Origin of the sequence: Microlunatus soli (genome assembly GCF_900105385.1) — a bacterium.
GTDB classification, from domain to species: domain Bacteria; phylum Actinomycetota; class Actinomycetes; order Propionibacteriales; family Propionibacteriaceae; genus Microlunatus; species Microlunatus soli.
Map to the genome: position 1 here is coordinate 4,708,848 of NZ_LT629772.1, position 17,921 is coordinate 4,726,768.

Here is a 17,921-nt window from a genome sequence, read left to right on the forward strand (position 1 = left end):
CCGCTCGACACACCAGCCGTCACCGCCGCCTGAGAGCGCCCCGTGTCGGCTTCGGCCGGGCACTGTGCCGCCATGGGAGGATGGACTGATGAGGATGCCCCTGCTGCGCCGTCGTGCGCAGTCCGCCGATCTCGGGGGTGTGGTGCGTCTGGATCGCCGGACCAAGGATCTGACCAAGCGGCTGAAGGCCGGCGAGATCGCCGTCATCGACCACGCCGACCTGGACCGGGTCAGCGCGGAGGCGCTGGTCGACAGTCAGGTGAGCGCGGTCGTCAACGTCGCCACGTCGGTGACCGGCCGATATCCGAACTTCGGTCCGCAGATCCTGCTGGACGCCGGCATCCCGCTGATCGACCGGGCGGTGCCGGACGGCGATCGGGCGGGCGCCGGCAGCGATCTGTTCGCGGTGCTGACCGAGGGCGACCGGGTGATCATCGAGGACGGCGCGGTGCTGGACGACCACCGGCGCACCGTCGGCAAGGGTGAACTGCTGGACCAGGACTCGCTGGACGCCCAACTGGCGCAGGCCCAGGCCGGGCTCAGTGACCAGATCGTCGCCTTCACCGAGAACACGATGAGCTACCTGCGGGAGGAGAAGGATCTGCTGCTGGAGGGCGTCGGCGTGCCCGAGGTGAAGACCCGGTTCGAGGGTCGGCAGGTGCTGATCGTGGTCCGCGGCTACGACTACCGCGAGGATCTGGCCACCCTGCGCTCCTACATCAGCGAGAAACGTCCGCTGCTGATCGGCGTCGACGGCGGAGCCGACGCACTGCTGGAGAACGGCTACGTACCCGACATCATCCTCGGTGACATGGACTCCTGCAGCGACGAGGCGCTGCACTGCGGGGCCGAACTGATCGTGCACGCCTACCGCGACGGTCGGGCCCCCGGTCTGGAACGGACCGAGAAACTCGGTCTGGAGGCGATCGCGTTCCCGGTCGGCGGCACCAGTGAGGACGCCGCCATGTTGCTGGCCGATTCCAAGGGTGCGCAGCTGCTGGTCGCGGTCGGTACCCACGCCTCGCTGGTGGAATTCCTGGACAAGGGCCGGTCCGGGATGGCATCGACCTTCCTGACCCGGCTACGGGTCGGCCCCAAGCTGGTCGACGCCAAGGGGGTCTCCCGGATCTATCGCAGTGAGGTCAAGGGCTGGCACATCGTGCTGTTGGTGCTGTCGGCCCTGCTGGCGTTGGTCACGGCGATGGCCTTCACCGATTTCGGACGCCAGGTCGGTGACCTGCTGCTGGCCCGTTGGAACGACGTCCTCTACTGGGTGAAGGAACTGTTCACTTGATCAACTTCCGGTATCACATCGTCTCGCTGATGGCGGTGTTCCTGGCTCTGGCCGTTGGCATCACCCTCGGTGTGACGTTGGTCAGCGGTGAGGCCAACAAGGGACTGGCCGCCCAGGCCGAGCAGGACCGGCGGCAGGTCCAGCTCTACCGTGACCAGCTGTCCCGCCAGCAGAAGCTCGATGATTATCGGGACGCCTACGCCACCGCTGTCGGCAAGCAGGTGACCGCCGGGATGCTGAGCGGCACTCCGGTCGCCGTGATCGCGATGCCGAATGCTCCGCGCGCAACCGTCCGGGACATCCAACAGGCCGTCACCGACGCCGGTGGGACAGTCGCCTCGACGACGACCATCAACGCCGAGGTCTTCGACACCGAACGCAATGCCGACGTGCTCGACGCCGTGGCCCCGTTCAGCCGGTTCTACCAGCCCGACGACTCCACCCAGACCAAGGTCGGCAGCGTACTGGGTCGGGCACTGCTGGGCCGCAACGACGAGGTCGCGGACAAGACCGCGACCGACATCGGCGACGCCTTGAACGGCAAGGTGATCAAACTCGATCGGTCCTCCGAACAGACTGCTCGGCTGGCGATCGTGGTGACCGCACCGACCAGTGACCCACCGGTCGGAGCCCAGACGCTGGATCGGCACCTGCAGCTCGAACTGGCGGTGGCCGAGCGGGCCGGTGGCACGGTCCTGGCCGGACCGAACAGCACCGGCACCGAGGGCACCGACGTGGCCACCGCCCGCGCCGACGCCGACGCACGGACCGAGCTCAGCAGTGTCGATGTCGCGGACCTGCCGAGCGGTGTCAGTACGGTGGTGATGGCCGGCCGGGAGCAGCTGAACGGGGACCAGGGCCACTACGGTGCCGCCAACGCCGACGCGCCGGCGCCGGAGCTCCCGCTCCGATGAGGCGACTGCCTGCCGCCCTGCTCGGTGCGGCTGCCGGTGCGATCGTCTCGGCTGTCGGCACCCGGATCGGAATCGCCGGCGACCCGGCCCGTTGGCGCCGCAACAACCATGCCGGTCGTCCGGTGACCCTGACCGAAGGGCCGGCCGCCGCCGTCGGCGCCGTCGCCGGTTCGGTGATCACCGAGCTGCTGGACGGGGCTCCCGGGTCATCCCGGACGGCCTGGGCAGCCACGGTGGCGATCGGTGGCGCAGCGGCCGTCGGAGCCTACGACGATCTGCTGGGATCCACGCAGGCCAAGGGATTCCGCGGCCACCTCGGCGCCCTACGGAAGGGTGTGATCACCAGCGGCATGATCAAGATCGTCGGCGTCGGGGCGGCCGCCTCGGCAGCCGGCGTGATCCTGCCGGGCCGCAGGGCGGGGGCCGGCCGCAAGGTCGCCGACGTGATCATCAACACGACCTTGACGGCCGGCAGTGCCAACCTGATCAACCTGCTCGATCTGCGGCCGGGGCGTGCGGCGAAGATGATCATCGGACTCGGCGTGCCGGCCGGTGCCTGGCCGATCGCCGGCGCCGCCGCCGGCGTGATCACCGATGACCTGGCCGGCCGGTCGATGCTGGGTGACTGCGGCGCCAACGCGCTCGGTGCGGGACTGGCGGTATCGGCGGCCCGGCTGCCGTTGCCGGTCCGGTTGGCCGCGCTGGCCGGTGTCGTGGGGCTCAATCTGGCCAGTGAACGGGTCAGCTTCACCGCGGTGATCGCCGACAACCCGGTGTTGGACGCCCTCGACCGCTGGGGCCGCGGCGGCTCAGGTCCTTCGACAGGCTCAGGACCCGTTGTCGATGGGTGAGGGCGGGCGTCGGTTCGCACAGGTCGCGGCGGGGGTCGGTGCGCTCGCGCTGGCATCGCGGATCGTCGGCTTCGGGCGCTGGCTGGTGTTCTCCAAGACGGTGGGGGACACCTGCCTGGGGGATGCGTACAACTCGGCCAACCAATTGCCCAACGTGCTCTTCGAGATCGCCGCCGGTGGCATCCTGGCCAGCGTCGTCGTGCCGGTGGTCAGCCGTCAGCTCGCCGGTGACCGGGCGAACCACGAACAGGCGTCCCGGACCGCTTCGGCCCTGATCGCGTGGACGTTGCTGATCCTGACCCCGGTGGCGATCGCGGCGATGATCTTCTCGTCGGTGTACGCCGAGGCGTTCACCCAGCCGGGCTGCGTCGGCGGTCGGCAGACCGCGGCCGCATTGGTGGTGATCTTCGCCCCGCAGATCTGGCTGTACGGGCTGGCCGTCGTCAGCGGCGGCCTGCTGCAGGCACAGAACCGGTTCGTGGCCGCGATCGCTGCGCCGCTGGCCTCCAGCGTTGTGGTGATCGCGACCTATCTGATCTTCGCGGTGGTTGCGGTTCCGGCGGGCCGGGACGATCCTGCCCAGCTGCAGTCGTCGGCCCTGGCCGTGCTCGGCTGGGGGACCACTGCCGGGGTCGCGGCACTCACCCTGACCACGCTGATCCCGTTGTTGCGGTCGCCGCTCCGGCTGCGGCCGACGCTACGGTTCCCGGCCGGGGTGCCGGCAGTGATCATCTCGATCGCGGGCGCCAGCCTGGCCGGACTGATCATGCAGCAGTTGAGTGTGATGGCCGGCATGCTGACCGCGCGGGGCTCGCAGATCCCCGGTGCCTGGACCCGGGCGACCTGGGCGGCGGCGGTCTATCTGCTGCCGTATGCGGTGTTGATCAATCCGCTGCATCAGATGATCTTTCCGCGGCTCAGTGCTGCCGCCAATGAGGGGGAACGGGCGATCGCTCGGGTGTTGGCCGGGATCGGACCGGCGGTCTGCACGCTGGCCGGGCTGGGCGCCGGGCTGCTGATCGCCGAGAGCATCCCGGTGGCCCGGCTGCTGGTGCTCGGCCCCGGTTCGGGGGAGACGATGGCGGTCGGCTGGCCGGTCATCGGCTATGCGCCGGCCGTGGTCGGGTTCTCCCTGATGGGCTTGGCGACCAGGGCGCTGTTCGCCGAGCATCGCGCGCGGCAGGCGGGCACGGCGACCGCGATCGCCTGGGGTTCGGTGATCGCCGGGTTGGTCGTCGTCGGTCTGGTCGTGCCGGCCGAGCAGATCGTCACCGGGATCGCGGCGGCGAACTCGTTCGGGATGGTGGTGGGCGCGGTGATCGGTTGGGTGATGCTGCTCCGATCACGGACCGAACCGGTCCCGCTGGGGATGCTGCGACCCGCGCTGCGGGACATCCCGATCGGCGTCGTCGCCGGCGTCGGCGTCTGCCTGCTGTGCCGGCCGCTGATCGACACCGGGGTGGTCGGCGCACTGATCGGTTGCCTCGCGGCCGGAGTCGGCTGCGTGCTGCTCTTCGCCGGCGGCGTCTGGCTGCTGGACCGCCGTTCGCTGACCGGTCTCACCGAACTCTGGCGCAGCCGGTCGGCGGAGCACGCCTGACCGGCGCAGGTACGATCCGTCGCTATGCCTGTTCCGCCGTCCGCCGCCCCCGGACCGTCGACGTCACCGGGACCGTCGACGTCACCGGGACCGTCGACGAACCTCACCCGGGCGGGGCGTCCGGCGTTACTGCTGACGGCCTTGTCGATGGTGTTGGTGCTGCTGGTCGGCTCGTTCGGACCGACCGCCGCCCAGGCGAAGCTGCCGGGTGGCCCGGTGTGGTTGCCGCCGTACGGGCTGGGGATCGACCCCGGGCCGATGGCGGTGACGCTGCTGCTGATCGGTGCGATGGCAATCGGGATGGCCGGTCTGTTGGTCGGTCTGCGCGCACTGAACCGCGGGTGGCGGCCCGATGTCAGACGGTTGACCCGGATCGGCACTGCCCTGACGGTGTTGATGATCTTGGTCGGTCCGATGGGTTCGACCGACGTCCTGATCTACGCCGGCTACGGCCGGCTGGCCGCCACCGGACGCAGCCCGTACGTCGACACGGTCCGTGAGCTGATCAACAGCGGCGATCCGATCGGGTTGGCCAACGGCGGGATCCGCTGGGTCGACACCACCTCGGTGTACGGGCCGATCACGACCTGGCTGCAGACCCTGGCGGCCTGGATCGGCAATGGCTCGGTGCACACCACGGTGTTCGTGATGACAGCGCTGGGCGCGGTGGCCTATCTGATCACCGGGGTGCTGTTGCGCCGGCTGGCCGGCGATGATCACCTCCGGCAGGCCCGGGTGGCGCTGCTCTGGACGATCAATCCGATCCTGCTCTTCATCGCGGTCAACTCAGGTCACGCCGACACCTGGGGGATCGTCTTCGCGGTGGCTGCGCTGGTATCCCTGTCTCGCCGGCATTGGATCCTGACCGGCGTCCTGGTCGCCGCGGCATGCGCGGTCAAGATCACCTTCGGGATCTACGTGCTGGCTTTGGTGATCGTGCTGCGACGGTTGCCGAAGAAGCTGGCGCTGGTGATCGTCAGCGGCCTGCTCACCGGCGCGATCTGCTACCTGATCGTCGGCCCGGAGGCGATCAGGTCGACGCTGCTGGCCGGCACCAAATACGCCTCGGCCAGCCCGTGGCGCTGGCCGCTCTATCCGCTCAGCGACCTGATCGGGCTCGCCCCCGGTGTCCGGGTGATCGTGATCGTCGGCTGGTTGTCGATGCTGGTCTTCGGCTGGCTGTTCTATCGCCTGCTGGTGCCACCGGGCAGCCGGACCGTCGAGGGTCGTCCGATCACCGCGGCGGTCGAGGAGTCCGGCGACCCGCTGGCGGCGATGCTGCCGGTGATCACCGCCCTCGGCATCGGGTGGGTGCTCACCTCGGCCTACACCCTGCCGTGGTACGACGTCGTCGCCTGGGCACCCGTGGCGTTGCTGCTCGGCGGCCTGACCGACCAGCGGGCCGACGGTGCGCGATCGACCGATCCGTCGGGTGCCCGGCTCGTCGACCGGGTGCTGGTGATCAGGACCGGCGCTTCGGTGATCGGCTATCTCCCCGGCGCGGCCTACTACTTCCCGCCGGCGGTGCAGCTGCTGACCGACGTGGCCCGCAACGTGATGGCGCCGGCGGTCAGCTGGGCGCTGATGATCCTCGTCGTGCTTGCCGTGCTGCGACGGCGTCGGGTCGGCCGGCAGACCGGGCGCCCCTGACTCCGGCTCGGCGGTGATCGGACGATGTCAGGAGCCGCTGTCGATGGCAGAATCAGCCCAGCACGACCGATCCGCTGCGAAACGTGTTGATTCGCCGAAATGACCGATCGAGACTTAGGCTGGAACTCCGTGGATACTCCTTCGCCGACCAAGCACGTTTTCGTCACCGGAGGGGTCGCCTCCTCTCTGGGCAAGGGCCTGACGGCGTCCAGTCTGGGCAGCCTGTTGGTCGCTCGCGGTCTCCGGGTCACGATGCAGAAGCTCGACCCGTACCTGAACGTCGACCCCGGCACGATGAACCCGTTCCAGCACGGCGAGGTGTTCGTCACCGAGGACGGCGCGGAGACCGACCTGGACGTCGGCCACTACGAACGCTTTCTGGACCGCAACCTGTCCGGCGACGCCAATGTCACCACCGGCAAGGTCTACTCCACCGTGATCGCCAAGGAACGTCGTGGCGACTACCTCGGCGACACCGTCCAGGTGATCCCGCACATCACCAACGAGATCATGGATCAGATGCTGCGGATGGCCGGGGATGGTCACGCGCAGACCCCTCGGACCCCGGATGCGGCCGATCGGAGCGATTCCTCCGGTCACATCGACGTCGTGATCCACGAGATCGGCGGTACCGTCGGCGACATCGAATCCCAGCCGTTCCTGGAAGCGGCGCGTCAGGTCCGACACCTGGTCGGTCGGACCAACGTCTTCTTCCTGCACGTCTCGCTGCTGCCGTACATCGGTCCGAGTGGGGAGCTGAAGACCAAGCCGACCCAGCACTCGGTGGCCGCGCTGCGGCAGGCCGGCATCCAGCCCGACGCGATCGTCTGCCGCGCCAACCGGGAGATCCCGGACTCGGTGAAGCGGAAGATCTCGCTGATGTGCGACGTCGACGAGCAGGGCGTGATCGAGAACATCGACGCCCCGAGCATCTACGACATCCCCAAGGTGCTGCACGGACAGGGGCTGGACGCCTACGTGGTGCGGCAGCTCGACCTGCGGTTCCGGGACGTCGACTGGACCCGCTGGAACGACCTGCTGGACCGGGTGCACAACCCGAAGGAGGAGGTCACCATCGCGCTGGTCGGCAAGTACATCGACCTGCCCGACGCGTACCTGTCGGTGGTCGAGGCGCTGCGGGCAGGCGGCTTCGCCAACCGGGCCAAGGTGAACGTCCGCTGGGTCCGATCCGACGACTGCGAGACCCCCGAGGGTGCGGCCCACGCGCTGGGCGACGTGGACGGCATCTGTGTGCCGGGCGGCTTCGGCATCCGCGGTGTCGAGGGCAAGGTCGGTGCGATCGAGTTCGCCCGCACCCAACGGATCCCGATCCTCGGGCTCTGCCTCGGGTTGCAGTGCATGGTGATCGAGGTGGCCCGCAATCTGGCAGGCCTGACCGGCGCCGATTCCAGCGAGTTCACGCCCGACACCGAGTATCCGGTGATCGCGACGATGGCCGAGCAGATCAAGATCGTTTCCGGTGACGGAGATCTCGGCGGTTCGATGCGGCTCGGTGCCTACCCGGCGCAGTTGGCCGGCGGCAGCATCGTGGCCAAGCTGTACGGCTCCACCGAGGTCAGCGAACGGCACCGACACCGCTACGAAGTCAACAACAGCTACCGTCCGCAGTTGGAAGAGGCGGGGTTGACGATCAGCGGCACCTCGCCGGACTCGACGCTGGTCGAATTCGTCGAGCTGGACAAGGCACTGCACCCCTACTTCGTCGCCACCCAGGCACACCCGGAATTGAAGTCCCGTCCGACCGAGCCACACCCGCTGTTCGTCGGCCTGGTGGAGGCCGCCCTGGAGCGCAAGCTCGCAACCAGGCTCCCGGTGGACGGGGACAAGGCGTGACGGCCGTCCCGTCCGACCAGGTGATCATCTCCGCCGACGAACTGGTGGACACGGCCGAGTCCTGGCCGGTCCGTTCCGCGGAGGTACTGGCAGCGGGCGCGGTGTCGACCTTCGTCCAGGAGCAGGTGCTGACCCCCGACGAGGACGTCCTGGAACGCCAGTTCACCCTGCATCCGGGAGCGGTCGGGATCATCGCCCTGGACGCCGACGAACGTGTCGCGCTGGTCCGGCAGTATCGGCACCCGGTACGCCACCGGCTGATCGAACCCCCTGCCGGACTGCTCGACGTCGACGGCGAGGACTACCGCGCCGGCGCCGCCCGTGAGCTGGCCGAGGAGGTCGGATTGGCGGCCGACGACTGGCGGGTGCTGGTGGAGGAGTTCACCTCTCCCGGCGGGCTGAGCGAGAGCATGCGGATGTACCTGGCCCGCGGTCTGTCCCCGGCGCCGGCCCCGGAAGGCTTCGTCAAGCACGGCGAGGAGGCTCACATGGACATCGTCTGGGCCGCGTTGGAGGATCTGGTCGATGCCGTGCTGGCCGGCCGACTGCACAGCCCGACGCTGGTGGTCGGTGTGCTCGCCGCCTGGACCGCCAAGACCCGCGGCGGTTTCGAGAACCTGCGCCCAGCCGATGCTCCGTGGCCGGCGCGGGAGCAGATGTTCCAGCGCCAGACCCGCTACTGACCGACACACATCCGCCGGTGGTCTTGCGGTGCACCCGGGCCAACGCGGTCTCGAACCTCTCGGCCGTGCTGCGGTCGCGCCGTGCCGCGGACCGGCAGATTTCGCGTCCCGGCGGGGTCGCGACTGGGGATTCCTTCGTGGATCGGCCGGTGCGGTGGATATGCTCGCCTCACCGGGTGTCGATGGCGAGCGGAGGGAACTGGGATGAAGGTTGGCGTACCCACCGAGATCAAGAGCCAGGAGTATCGGGTCGCGATCACTCCGGCCGGCGTCCAGGAGTTCACCACGCACGGCCATGACGTCCTGGTCGAGGCAGGTGCCGGTGCCGGCTCGTCGATCACCGACGAGGAGTATGCGCAGGCAGGTGCCAAGATCGTCGAGAGTGCCGACGACGTCTGGGGAGACTCCGAGTTGATCTTGAAGGTCAAGGAGCCGATCAAGGACGAGTACCACCGGATGCGGGAAGGGCAGGTGCTCTTCACCTATCTGCACCTGGCCGCCAGCCGGGAGTGCACCCAGGCCTTGCTCGACCACAAGGTGACCGGGATCGCCTACGAGACGGTGCAGTTGCCGGACAGTTCGCTGCCGCTGCTGGCACCGATGAGCGAGGTCGCGGGCCGGATGGCGCCGCAGGCCGGTGCCTACCACCTGATGCGATCCGGCGGTGGCCGTGGCGTGCTGATGGGTGGCGTCTCGGGTGTCTACGCCGCCAAGGTGGTGGTGATCGGGGCCGGTGTCTCCGGGATGAACGCGGCCGCGATCGCACTCGGGATGCACGCCGAGGTGTTGATCTTGGACAAGAACATCGAACGACTCCGGCAGGCCGACAAGATCTACCGTGGCCATCTGCAGACCGTCGCCTCCAACGCCTATGAGATCGAACGAGCGGTGCTCGATGCCGATCTGGTGATCGGGGCTGTCCTGGTGCCGGGTGCCAAGGCACCGACCTTGATCAGCAACGAGCTGGTCAGCAGGATGCAGCCCGGGAGTGTCCTGGTCGACATCGCGATCGATCAGGGTGGTTGCTTCGCCGATTCCCGGCCGACCACCCATGCCGAACCGACCTACACGGTGCACGATTCGGTGTTCTACTGTGTGGCGAACATGCCCGGCGGGGTGCCGAACACCTCGACCTTCGCGTTGACGAACGTGACCCTGCCGTACGCGATCAGCCTTGCGGACAAGGGATGGCGGGAGGCCCTCCGCGCCGATCCGGCCTTGGCCAAGGGGCTGAACACCTACGACGGTCAGGTGACCTATCCGTCGGTCGCCGATGTGCACGAGCTGCCGGTGCTGCCGATCGAGCAGCTGCTCGGCTGACGGCCCGCGTGCGCCCGACCAGCAGGACCGAGCGGTTGATCAACTCCTACCTTGATCATCTGGCGGTCGAACGTGGCCTGTCCGAGCACACCGTCGCCGGCTATCGGCGTGATCTTGCCCGGTACGCGGCCTACCTCGATGATCAAGGAATCACCGAGCCGCGGGACATCGAGTCGTCGACGTTGACCGGCTACGCCGTGAGCTTGGCCGAGGGGGTACCCGATCGTTATCCGGCGCTCGCCCAGTCGAGCGCCGCCCGGGCGTTGGCGGCGGTCCGCGGGCTGCACAGGTTTGCGGCCGAGGAAGGGGTTACCGAGCAGAATCCGGCGGCGCAGCTGAAGCCGCCACGGCCGGCCCGGCGGCTGCCCAAGGCGTTGCCGCTGGACGCGGTCCAGACCCTGTTGGCCGCCCCGGGCACCGAGACGCCGTTGGCGCTGCGGGACACCGCGCTGCTGGAACTTCTCTACGGGACCGGGGGCCGGATCTCCGAGGTCGTCGGGCTGGATGTCGACGAGCTCTCCGGGTTGCTGTCCGAACCGGATGAGGTCGGCGGCCTGCGGGTGATCGGCAAGGGCAACAAGGAACGTTTCGTGCCGCTCGGCCGCTACGCCAAGAAGGCTGTCACCGACTATCTGGTCCGTGGCCGCCCGGACCTGGCCCGGCGGGGGCGCGGTACACCCGGGTTGTTGCTCAACGCCCGCGGTGGTCGACTGTCCCGGCAGGGTGCGTGGTTGATCATGCAGCAGACCGCCGAGCGGGCCGATCTGAAGATCGACATCTCTCCGCACACCCTGCGGCATTCGTTCGCCACCCATCTGCTGGACGGCGGTGCCGATGTCCGGGTGGTGCAGGAGCTGCTCGGGCACGCCTCGGTGACCACGACCCAGATCTACACCCTGGTCACCGTTGATCATCTGCGCGAGGTCTACCTGACCGCGCATCCCCGAGCCCGTTGATCATGCCGCCCGCTCGAGGTCGAGCAGGGTCGATTTCGCCGTCTCGCCTCCGATGTAGCCACCCAGGGTGCCGTCAGTGCGCAGTACCCGGTGGCACGGAACGACCACCGGCAGCGGGTTGGTCGCACAGGCCGTGCCGACCGCGCGAACGGCCTTCGGATTGCCGACCCGTTCAGCGACCTGTTGGTAGGTCTGGGTCCGGCCGTAGTCGATCTTGGGCAGGTAGCGCTGCACGGTCTGTCGGAAGCCGGTCGACAGGCTCAGGTCGAGGGGAACGTCGAAGCTGTGTCGGTCGCCGGCGAAGTACTCGTCCAGTTCGCGAGCGACGACGTCGAGCCGTTGCGGAGCGGCCAGGATGCGCGGGCTGATCTTGGTCGACAGCGCGTCCAGCACGGTGTCGAATCCTTCTTGCTGGTAGGCCACCCGGACCAGGCCCTGCTCGGTGGCGGCCAACAGCAGCCCGCCGACCGGGGTGTCGATGGTGCGGTAGGCGATGGCGATCAGGCTGTCATGGTCGGCGCGGGCGACCAGTCGTTCGTGCAATGCGGCCAGCTGTGCCGGGTCGATCGGTAGTTGTTCGGTCAGGGTGCTGCGTTCTGCTGCTGTGTTCATCAGGGTGCTCTCTTCGGTGTCTTGCCGCTGGTCCGGGTCGGGTCGCCGTACTTGGTGCGTAGCGCTCTGATCCCGTCCGCGGCGGCGCGGCGAACGGCTTGCGGTGTGCCGCCGATCAGTTCGGCGGTCTCGGTGTGCGGCAGCCCGCCGAGGTAGTGGTAGGCGACCGCGAGTCGTTGACGTTCGGGCAGGGCACCGACAAAGGCCCACAGTTCGGTGGCCTCCGGGTCCGGATTTCCGAGCCGGGACTCGCGTTCCGGTGGTGCGTCGGTCGGCACCGCGTGTCGGGCTCTGGTTCGGGTGATGTCGATCGCCTTGCGTCCGGCGACCCGGATCAGCCAGGCCTGCACGTTGGTCGCCGGGTCCAGGTCGGGCCAGGCTCGCAGAGCTGCCAGGAAGGTCTCCGACCACGCGTCGTCGGCGTCGGGGCCCGGGCCGAGCAGGGCGCGGCAGATCCGCAACACCGCTGCGCCGTGGCGTTGCACCACCTGCTCGAACGGTTCTGTCATGGTCATCACCTGGTAGACGCTCCGGGTGCGGCGAACGTGAGGTCAGGGTCTCAGACGTCGCCGTGCCCGGCCACCCGGTAGTGGGCGATGATCACGCCGGTCGTGGTCACGGTGCTGTCGGTCAGGCTGAGCTCGGCGTACCGGCCCGAGGTGTCGAAGAGCCGGCTGCCGGCACCGAGGACGAGGGGATGGATCAGCAGCGTGTAACGGTCGACCAGGCCGGCGCTGTGCAGGGTGCGGACCAGCGAAGCGCTGCCGATCACCGACAGGTCCGGCCCCGGCTCCGCCTTCAGGGCCGCAATCGTGCTGGTCACGTTCCCGTCGGGCCGATGGCGGGTGGGGCGGAGCAGGATCGAGTTCTGCCAGGCATCGGCATCGTCGAGCGTGGTCGAGACGACGTATTTGGTGGCGTTGTCCAGGTGGGCACTGAACGGATTGCCGTCCTGCCGTCCGCCCCAGGCGGTGCTGAAGTCCTGCCAGGTGCGGCGGCCGAGCAGCAGGTCTCCCGGGCGGCTCATACCGGTGGCTATCTCCTCGGCCATCACCTGGTCGGTGTAGCCGGTACCCCAGCCGCCGTGGCGGAAGCGGTCGCGGGTGTCCTCATCGGCTCGTCCGGGCCCCTGGACGACGCCGTCCAGGGTGACGCTCATCGTGACGTGGATCGTGCGCATGTCTGCTCCTGTTCGGTCGGGTCCGCAGGTGCGGCCGGTCACCTCTGACACGAGTCGTGATCGAGTGGATCGACAGCGCCCGGATGGGGAATCTCGTCATGCGGGCGCAGCACGGTGTCAGGTTTGCCTTCGTCGATGGCCGCCCGACGCACCGGAACCTCGACATCTGTGGGATCGTCGGCCGATCGGAGGCAGCGCCGCCGATCGGCGCGGGCTGCAGCGGGAGGTGGGCTCGTACTAGGCTCTGCCGGAACGTTGCCAGAGAGATCGAACGGTCGCGGTGTGTCGCAGCCATGCCGCCGGGCGGGGAACAGGAGGATCGGTGCAGGAATCGCAGGATCCACGCGAGGCAGGAACCGCGGGACCCCAATCCGCTGACACCGAACACCCGACACAGCCGGACGGACAGCCGCCGCAACCCGACTCGTCCTACGGACGACCTGCCGATCGGCCGTCGGCCCAACCGGACGGCAACCCGTTCGTCCGCCCCACGCAGGCGCTGTACGACCCGGCCACCGATGGACACTCCGGTGCCACTTTCGTGGTGCCGCCAGAACCGTCCGGCACAGCTGAGCCGAGTGCGCCCGAATCGAATGCATCCGAATCGAGTGCACCCGTGCAGAACCCACCGGGGCAGCAGAGCGGGACCGGAACCGATCGGACTCCCGAGGACCCCGGCTCGCGCGAGCCCCAGCCGCCCCAGCAGCAGGATCCGGTGGCACGACAGGCCGAGGAACCGCAGCCGCCGGGTCAGCACCCGGCGGGCAGTGACTCCGACGGCGGTTTGTTCCCGCAACCGGCGGAGCCCGAGTTGGGACCGACGGGTCGGCCCTGGCCGGAGCTGCCGACCGACTTTCCGCCACCGACCGGCGGCAAGGCGATGATCATCGCGATGTGTAACCAGAAGGGCGGCGTCGGCAAGACCACGACGACGATCAATCTGGGTGCCTCGTTGGTCGAACTCGGCCGCAAGGTGCTGTTGGTCGACTTCGATCCGCAGGGGTCGTTGTCGGTCGGGCTCGGGGTCAATCCGCACAATCTCGAGGTCAGTGTCTACAACCTGTTGCTCGGACGCGACGTCACCCCCGACGAGGTGATCGAACCGACCTCGGTGGACGGGATGGACATCCTGCCCAGCAACATCGACCTGTCCGCTGCCGAGCTGCAACTGGTGTCCGAGGTCGCTCGCGAGCAGACCCTGCTGCGGGTGTTGGAGAAGGTCCGCGGCGACTACGACGTGATCTTGGTCGACTGCGCGCCGTCGTTGGGGCTGCTGACGATCAACGCCCTGACCGCGGCGGACAAGGTGCTGGTCCCGTTGGAGTGCGAGTTCTTCGCCCTGCGGGGGGTCGCGCTGTTGACCGACACGATCGAGAAGGTGCAGGAGCGGCTCAACCCCGACCTGGACATGCTCGGCATCCTGGGCACCATGTACGACCCGCGGACCCTGCACAGTCGCGAGGTGTTGGAACGGGTGGTGCAGGCCTTCGGTGACACCGTGTTCCACACGGTCATCCGGCGCACGATCAAATTTCCCGAGACCACCGTCGCCGGTGAACCGATCACCACCTACGCGTCCGACTCGCCCGGTGCCGGCGCCTACCGGATGCTCGCCCGAGAGGTACTCGCGCGATGCCTCGTCGGGTAAGCCTTCCCGGGGCGGCCGAACTCTTCCGTACCACGCCGGCGGAGCGTCGTTCCGGTCGCCGAGACGACGAACGGGTCGACGAACGGGTCGCCGACGCCGAGCCCGAACGCGCACCGGTCGAGGCCGACCGATCTGGTCAGCCCGCGAATTCGGTGCAGGTCGGGAACCCGGGGCAGGCCGAGGGCCGTCAGGATGCCGGCGGGCGACAGCAGCCGGAGCCCCGGCCGACGGCCGCAGAATCCCCGCCCGATGAATCCCCGTCCGATGAATCCCCGTCCGAGTCCGGCCCCGCAACATCGCCGGCACGGTCGCCGATCACCCCCGAGCAGCGAACCGGTCGCCGCTCGGGCAGTGGACGGGTCCGACACGACGAGAAGATCACCGTCTACGTCAGCAATGACGAGTTGCTGGATCTCGAACGCGCCCGGCTGTCGTTGCGGGCGGAGCACCGGATGGCGGTCGACCGCGGTCGGATCGTCCGGGCAGCGTTGGCGATGGCGCTCGGCGACCTGGCCGAGCGAGGCCCCGAATCCGAGCTCGTCCGAAGGTTGTCCCAACCGTGACGGCTTCCAGTGGCCCGATGCAGGACGACCCCGACCAGATCGACCTGCAGCCGAACGACGCGGGCCAGAACGCTTCGGGCCAGGAGGTTTCGGGCCAGGAGGTTTCGGGTCAGCTCGAGATCGATGAGGGCGACAACGGTCGGACCGACGGCGGCTTCAGCGTCCGGTTGACCAACTTCGAGGGCCCGTTCGACCTGTTGCTGCAGTTGATCTCCAAGCACAAGCTGGACATCACCGAGGTGGCCCTGTCCCGGGTGACCGACGAATTCATCGCCCACATCAAGGCCGCCGGCGACGACTGGGACCTGGAACAGACCAGCCAGTTCATCGTGGTCGCAGCCACGCTGCTGGATCTGAAGGCCGCCCGGCTGCTGCCCAGCGGTGAGGTCACCGATCCCGAGGACCTGGCGCTGCTGGAGGCCCGGGACCTGCTGTTCGCCCGGCTGCTGCAGTATCGCGCCTTCAAGCAGATCGCCGCCGGCTTCGGCGAACAACTGGAGGTCCAGGCCCGGCGGCGGCCACGCACCGCCGGCCTGGAGGACTGGCTGACCAAGCTGCTGCCCGAGATCACCATCAAGATCAGCCTCGAACGGTTCGCCGAGCTCGCCGCCCGGGCGATGACGCCGAAGCAGGCCGATGTCGTGTCGCTGGCCCACCTGCACAGCCCGGCGGTCACCGTTCGCGAACAGGGCGGCATCATCGTCGACCGGCTGAAGATCACCGGGCAGCTCACCTTCGCCGAGCTGACCAAGGATTCCCCGGATCGGATCACCACCGTCTGCCGGTTCCTGGCGTTGCTGGAACTGTTCCGGGAGAAGGCGATCAGCTTCGAACAGCCGACCCCCTTGGATGCGCTGACCATCCGGTGGACCGGAAGCGCCGATCAACAGGTCACGATCTCCGACGAGTTCGACACGCCACCTGAGCAACCGGACGATGATGACAGCACCACCGAGAACGAAGGCAGCGATGACTGACCAGTACGACGAGGACATCACCGAGGAACGGGACCCTGCCCTTCGACAGGCTCAGGGCCCTGGTGACGTCGCTGCCGAGGTCCCAGATGAGGTGCCGACCGAGGAACCGGGCGAGGTGCCGACCGAGGAATCCGACAGGGTGCCCACCGAGGAGTCGGTCGAGACGCCGACCGAAGGATCCGACGGAGCTCCCGCTGAGCGGCCCGACGTGCCTGCGTCGGAGAACCCTGCGCCGGACGAAGGGACCGAAGCCGACGACGCATCCCGGCCCGAGGAACCGATGATCGCCGCGGAGCCGACGCGGACGCCGGAGGAGTTGCAGAGCGCGCTGGAAGCCCTGCTGCTGGTCGCCGACGAGCCGATCAGCGAGACGGCGCTGGCGGCGACGCTGAACACGCCGACCGCCGACGTCACCGAAGCGCTGGGCGAGCTGGTCCGGTTCTACGACGAGACCGGTCGCGGGTTCGAGCTGCGCGCTGTCGCCGGCGGCTGGCGCTACTACACCCGGGAGCAACACGCCGAACTGCTCAGCGGCTACGTGCTGGAAGGTCAGCACGCCAAACTGTCGCAGGCTGCGTTGGAGACGCTGGCCGTGATCGCGTATCTGCAGCCGGTCTCCCGTTCCCGGGTCTCCGGGGTGCGCGGGGTCAGCGTCGACGGTGTGATGCGGACACTGCTGACCCGCGACCTGATCACCGAGATCGGGTCGGAGGACTCCGGAGCGACGCTGTTCGCCACCACCGACTACTTCCTGGAGCGGATGGGCCTGCAGTCGCTGGACGAGCTGCCCGAGATCGCGCCGTACCTGCCGGAAGCCACCGAGCTGGAGGCGGAGTTGGGTCAGCTGGCCGTGGTCCCCGATCCGGAGCCGTCGGCGGACAACGATGCGCTGCCCGACGAGCCGGAACTCGGCCTGGCCCCGGATGACCTGGCCCCGGATGACCTGGACCAGGACGGCGTGGACCAGGACGGCGTGGACCAGGACGGCGTGGACCAGGAGAGCAGCGTGGACCAGGGAGACGCCGTTGATCAGGACGAGGAGAATCGGGCGTGACCGACAACGGTGAGGCCGGTCGGGACGCCGAGGGCGTCCGGCTGCAGAAGGTGCTCGCTGCCGCCGGGATCGCCTCCCGACGGGGCAGCGAGGAGCTGATCGCGCAGGGTCGGGTCGAGGTGAACGGCAAGATCGTCACCGTCCAGGGGATGCGGGTCAACCCCGACACCGACGCGATCCGGGTCGACGGCAAACGCATCCCGCCGCCCCGCCGACACGTCTACCTGGTCTTCAACAAGCCGCGCGGCGTGGTGTCGACGATGGACGATCCGGAGGGTCGACCGACACTGGCGCAGTATCTGGAGGGTCGCAAGGAACGGCTCTTCCACGTCGGCCGGCTGGATGCCGACACCGAGGGCCTGCTGATCCTGACCAACGACGGCGAGTTCGCCCACCGGCTGGCCCATCCGTCCTACGAGGTGCCGAAAACCTATGTCGCCGAGGTGGTCGGCAGCGTGGATCGGGCCACCTTGAGCAAGCTGCGCAAACCGTTGACCCTGGAAGACGGACCGGTACGCGCCGAGGACGTACGCCTGGTATCGGCCACCGCGGAACGTAGCATGGTCACCATTACCTTGCACGAAGGGAGAAACCGCATCGTGCGACGCATGCTGGATGCCGTCGGTCACCCGGTCAGACGGCTGTCCCGGGTCTCGATCGGCCCGGTCAAGTTGGGCAACCTGCGGCCCGGGGAACTCCGCGAACTCGAATCCGACGAGCTGGGCAAGCTGCTCGATCTGATCGAGCGGTAACCGGGACATCCAG

Annotated in this window: 17 protein-coding genes; 14 read left to right on the top strand and 3 right to left on the bottom strand. The window is 68.6% G+C overall.

The genetic code is table 11. The features are described 5' to 3' along the window. The first annotated feature begins 88 nt into the window (after positions 1 to 88). The 9 genes from steA (at position 89) to BLU38_RS21520 (ending at position 11,122) form a co-directional block, all read left to right on the top strand. On the top strand, positions 89 to 1,294 hold the full coding sequence (gene steA / locus BLU38_RS21480; protein ID WP_091527443.1) for a putative cytokinetic ring protein SteA: 1,206 nt from the start codon (positions 89 to 91) through the stop codon (positions 1,292 to 1,294). Further along, positions 1,291 to 2,208: a copper transporter gene (locus tag BLU38_RS21485; RefSeq protein WP_091527444.1), complete on the top strand. Its 918-nt coding sequence runs from the start codon at positions 1,291 to 1,293 to the stop codon at positions 2,206 to 2,208. Before steA ends, BLU38_RS21485 begins: the two co-directional genes overlap by 4 nt. After that, a complete protein-coding gene (locus BLU38_RS21490; protein ID WP_197679808.1) occupies positions 2,205 to 3,059 on the top strand; it encodes a hypothetical protein in 855 nt (284 codons plus the stop codon). The genes BLU38_RS21485 and BLU38_RS21490 overlap by 4 nt, the downstream gene beginning before the upstream one ends. Further along, complete coding sequence (murJ, locus tag BLU38_RS21495; RefSeq protein WP_091527445.1) at positions 3,052 to 4,659, top strand: murein biosynthesis integral membrane protein MurJ; 1,608 nt, start codon at positions 3,052 to 3,054, stop codon at positions 4,657 to 4,659. Before BLU38_RS21490 ends, murJ begins: the two co-directional genes overlap by 8 nt. 24 nt (positions 4,660 to 4,683) lie before the next feature. Beyond that, entirely contained in the window at positions 4,684 to 6,309 is a 1,626-nt protein-coding gene (locus BLU38_RS21500) for a DUF2029 domain-containing protein (protein ID WP_157683604.1), read from the top strand. Between the two features lie 129 nt (positions 6,310 to 6,438). Next, a complete protein-coding gene (locus BLU38_RS21505; RefSeq protein WP_231919972.1) occupies positions 6,439 to 8,163 on the top strand; it encodes a CTP synthase in 1,725 nt (574 codons plus the stop codon). After that, on the top strand, positions 8,160 to 8,846 hold the full coding sequence (locus BLU38_RS21510) for an NUDIX domain-containing protein (RefSeq protein WP_407939620.1): 687 nt from the start codon (positions 8,160 to 8,162) through the stop codon (positions 8,844 to 8,846). The genes BLU38_RS21505 and BLU38_RS21510 overlap by 4 nt, the downstream gene beginning before the upstream one ends. 204 nt (positions 8,847 to 9,050) lie before the next feature. Further along, positions 9,051 to 10,166, top strand: a complete 1,116-nt coding sequence (ald, locus tag BLU38_RS21515) for an alanine dehydrogenase (RefSeq protein WP_091527448.1) — start codon at positions 9,051 to 9,053, stop codon at positions 10,164 to 10,166. A gap of 35 nt (positions 10,167 to 10,201) precedes the next feature. Then, positions 10,202 to 11,122: a site-specific tyrosine recombinase XerD gene (locus tag BLU38_RS21520; protein ID WP_269458131.1), complete on the top strand. Its 921-nt coding sequence runs from the start codon at positions 10,202 to 10,204 to the stop codon at positions 11,120 to 11,122. On the opposite strand, the gene BLU38_RS21525 is transcribed toward BLU38_RS21520, so the two are convergent. The 3 genes from BLU38_RS21525 to BLU38_RS21535 are packed head-to-tail and all read right to left on the bottom strand — an operon-like array spanning position 11,123 to position 12,914. Next, positions 11,123 to 11,734, bottom strand: coding sequence for a methylated-DNA--[protein]-cysteine S-methyltransferase (locus BLU38_RS21525; RefSeq protein ID WP_091527449.1), 612 nt, complete (start codon positions 11,732 to 11,734; stop codon positions 11,123 to 11,125). Continuing rightward, on the bottom strand, positions 11,734 to 12,243 hold the full coding sequence (locus BLU38_RS21530; RefSeq protein WP_091532921.1) for an RNA polymerase sigma factor: 510 nt from the start codon (positions 12,241 to 12,243) through the stop codon (positions 11,734 to 11,736). The genes BLU38_RS21525 and BLU38_RS21530 overlap by 1 nt, the downstream gene beginning before the upstream one ends. A 50-nt stretch (positions 12,244 to 12,293) precedes the next feature. Continuing rightward, positions 12,294 to 12,914: a dihydrofolate reductase family protein gene (locus tag BLU38_RS21535; RefSeq protein ID WP_091527450.1), complete on the bottom strand. Its 621-nt coding sequence runs from the start codon at positions 12,912 to 12,914 to the stop codon at positions 12,294 to 12,296. Between the two features lie 784 nt (positions 12,915 to 13,698). Between BLU38_RS21535 and BLU38_RS21540 the strand changes: the two genes are divergently transcribed. The 5 genes from BLU38_RS21540 to BLU38_RS21560 are packed head-to-tail and all read left to right on the top strand — an operon-like array spanning position 13,699 to position 17,908. Next, positions 13,699 to 14,562 carry a ParA family protein gene (locus tag BLU38_RS21540; protein ID WP_407939714.1) on the top strand — a complete coding sequence of 288 codons (864 nt, stop codon included), beginning with the start codon at positions 13,699 to 13,701 and terminating at the stop codon, positions 14,560 to 14,562. Further along, positions 14,547 to 15,125, top strand: coding sequence for a hypothetical protein (locus tag BLU38_RS32405; protein ID WP_091527451.1), 579 nt, complete (start codon positions 14,547 to 14,549; stop codon positions 15,123 to 15,125). Before BLU38_RS21540 ends, BLU38_RS32405 begins: the two co-directional genes overlap by 16 nt. Then, positions 15,122 to 16,102, top strand: a complete 981-nt coding sequence (locus tag BLU38_RS21550; protein ID WP_231919973.1) for a segregation and condensation protein A — start codon at positions 15,122 to 15,124, stop codon at positions 16,100 to 16,102. The genes BLU38_RS32405 and BLU38_RS21550 overlap by 4 nt, the downstream gene beginning before the upstream one ends. Then, positions 16,095 to 17,156 carry an SMC-Scp complex subunit ScpB gene (gene scpB / locus BLU38_RS32195; protein ID WP_331715048.1) on the top strand — a complete coding sequence of 354 codons (1,062 nt, stop codon included), beginning with the start codon at positions 16,095 to 16,097 and terminating at the stop codon, positions 17,154 to 17,156. The genes BLU38_RS21550 and scpB overlap by 8 nt, the downstream gene beginning before the upstream one ends. After that, the gene (locus BLU38_RS21560) at positions 17,153 to 17,908 is read left to right on the top strand and encodes a pseudouridine synthase (protein ID WP_091527453.1); all 756 of its coding nucleotides are present in this window, start codon (positions 17,153 to 17,155) and stop codon (positions 17,906 to 17,908) included. The genes scpB and BLU38_RS21560 overlap by 4 nt, the downstream gene beginning before the upstream one ends. Positions 17,909 to 17,921: the final 13 nt, after the last annotated feature.

Coding starts and splice junctions, on each gene's coding strand:
- BLU38_RS21530 (WP_091532921.1), bottom strand. CDS start 12,243: ATGACAGAACCGTTCGAGCAGGTGGTGCAACGCCACGGCGCAGCGGTG.
- ald (WP_091527448.1), top strand. CDS start 9,051: ATGAAGGTTGGCGTACCCACCGAGATCAAGAGCCAGGAGTATCGGGTC.
- BLU38_RS32405 (WP_091527451.1), top strand. CDS start 14,547: ATGCCTCGTCGGGTAAGCCTTCCCGGGGCGGCCGAACTCTTCCGTACC.
- murJ (WP_091527445.1), top strand. CDS start 3,052: ATGGGTGAGGGCGGGCGTCGGTTCGCACAGGTCGCGGCGGGGGTCGGT.
- scpB (WP_331715048.1), top strand. CDS start 16,095: ATGACTGACCAGTACGACGAGGACATCACCGAGGAACGGGACCCTGCC.
- steA (WP_091527443.1), top strand. CDS start 89: ATGAGGATGCCCCTGCTGCGCCGTCGTGCGCAGTCCGCCGATCTCGGG.
- BLU38_RS21490 (WP_197679808.1), top strand. CDS start 2,205: ATGAGGCGACTGCCTGCCGCCCTGCTCGGTGCGGCTGCCGGTGCGATC.
- BLU38_RS21535 (WP_091527450.1), bottom strand. CDS start 12,914: ATGCGCACGATCCACGTCACGATGAGCGTCACCCTGGACGGCGTCGTC.
- BLU38_RS21525 (WP_091527449.1), bottom strand. CDS start 11,734: ATGAACACAGCAGCAGAACGCAGCACCCTGACCGAACAACTACCGATC.
- BLU38_RS21500 (WP_157683604.1), top strand. CDS start 4,684: ATGCCTGTTCCGCCGTCCGCCGCCCCCGGACCGTCGACGTCACCGGGA.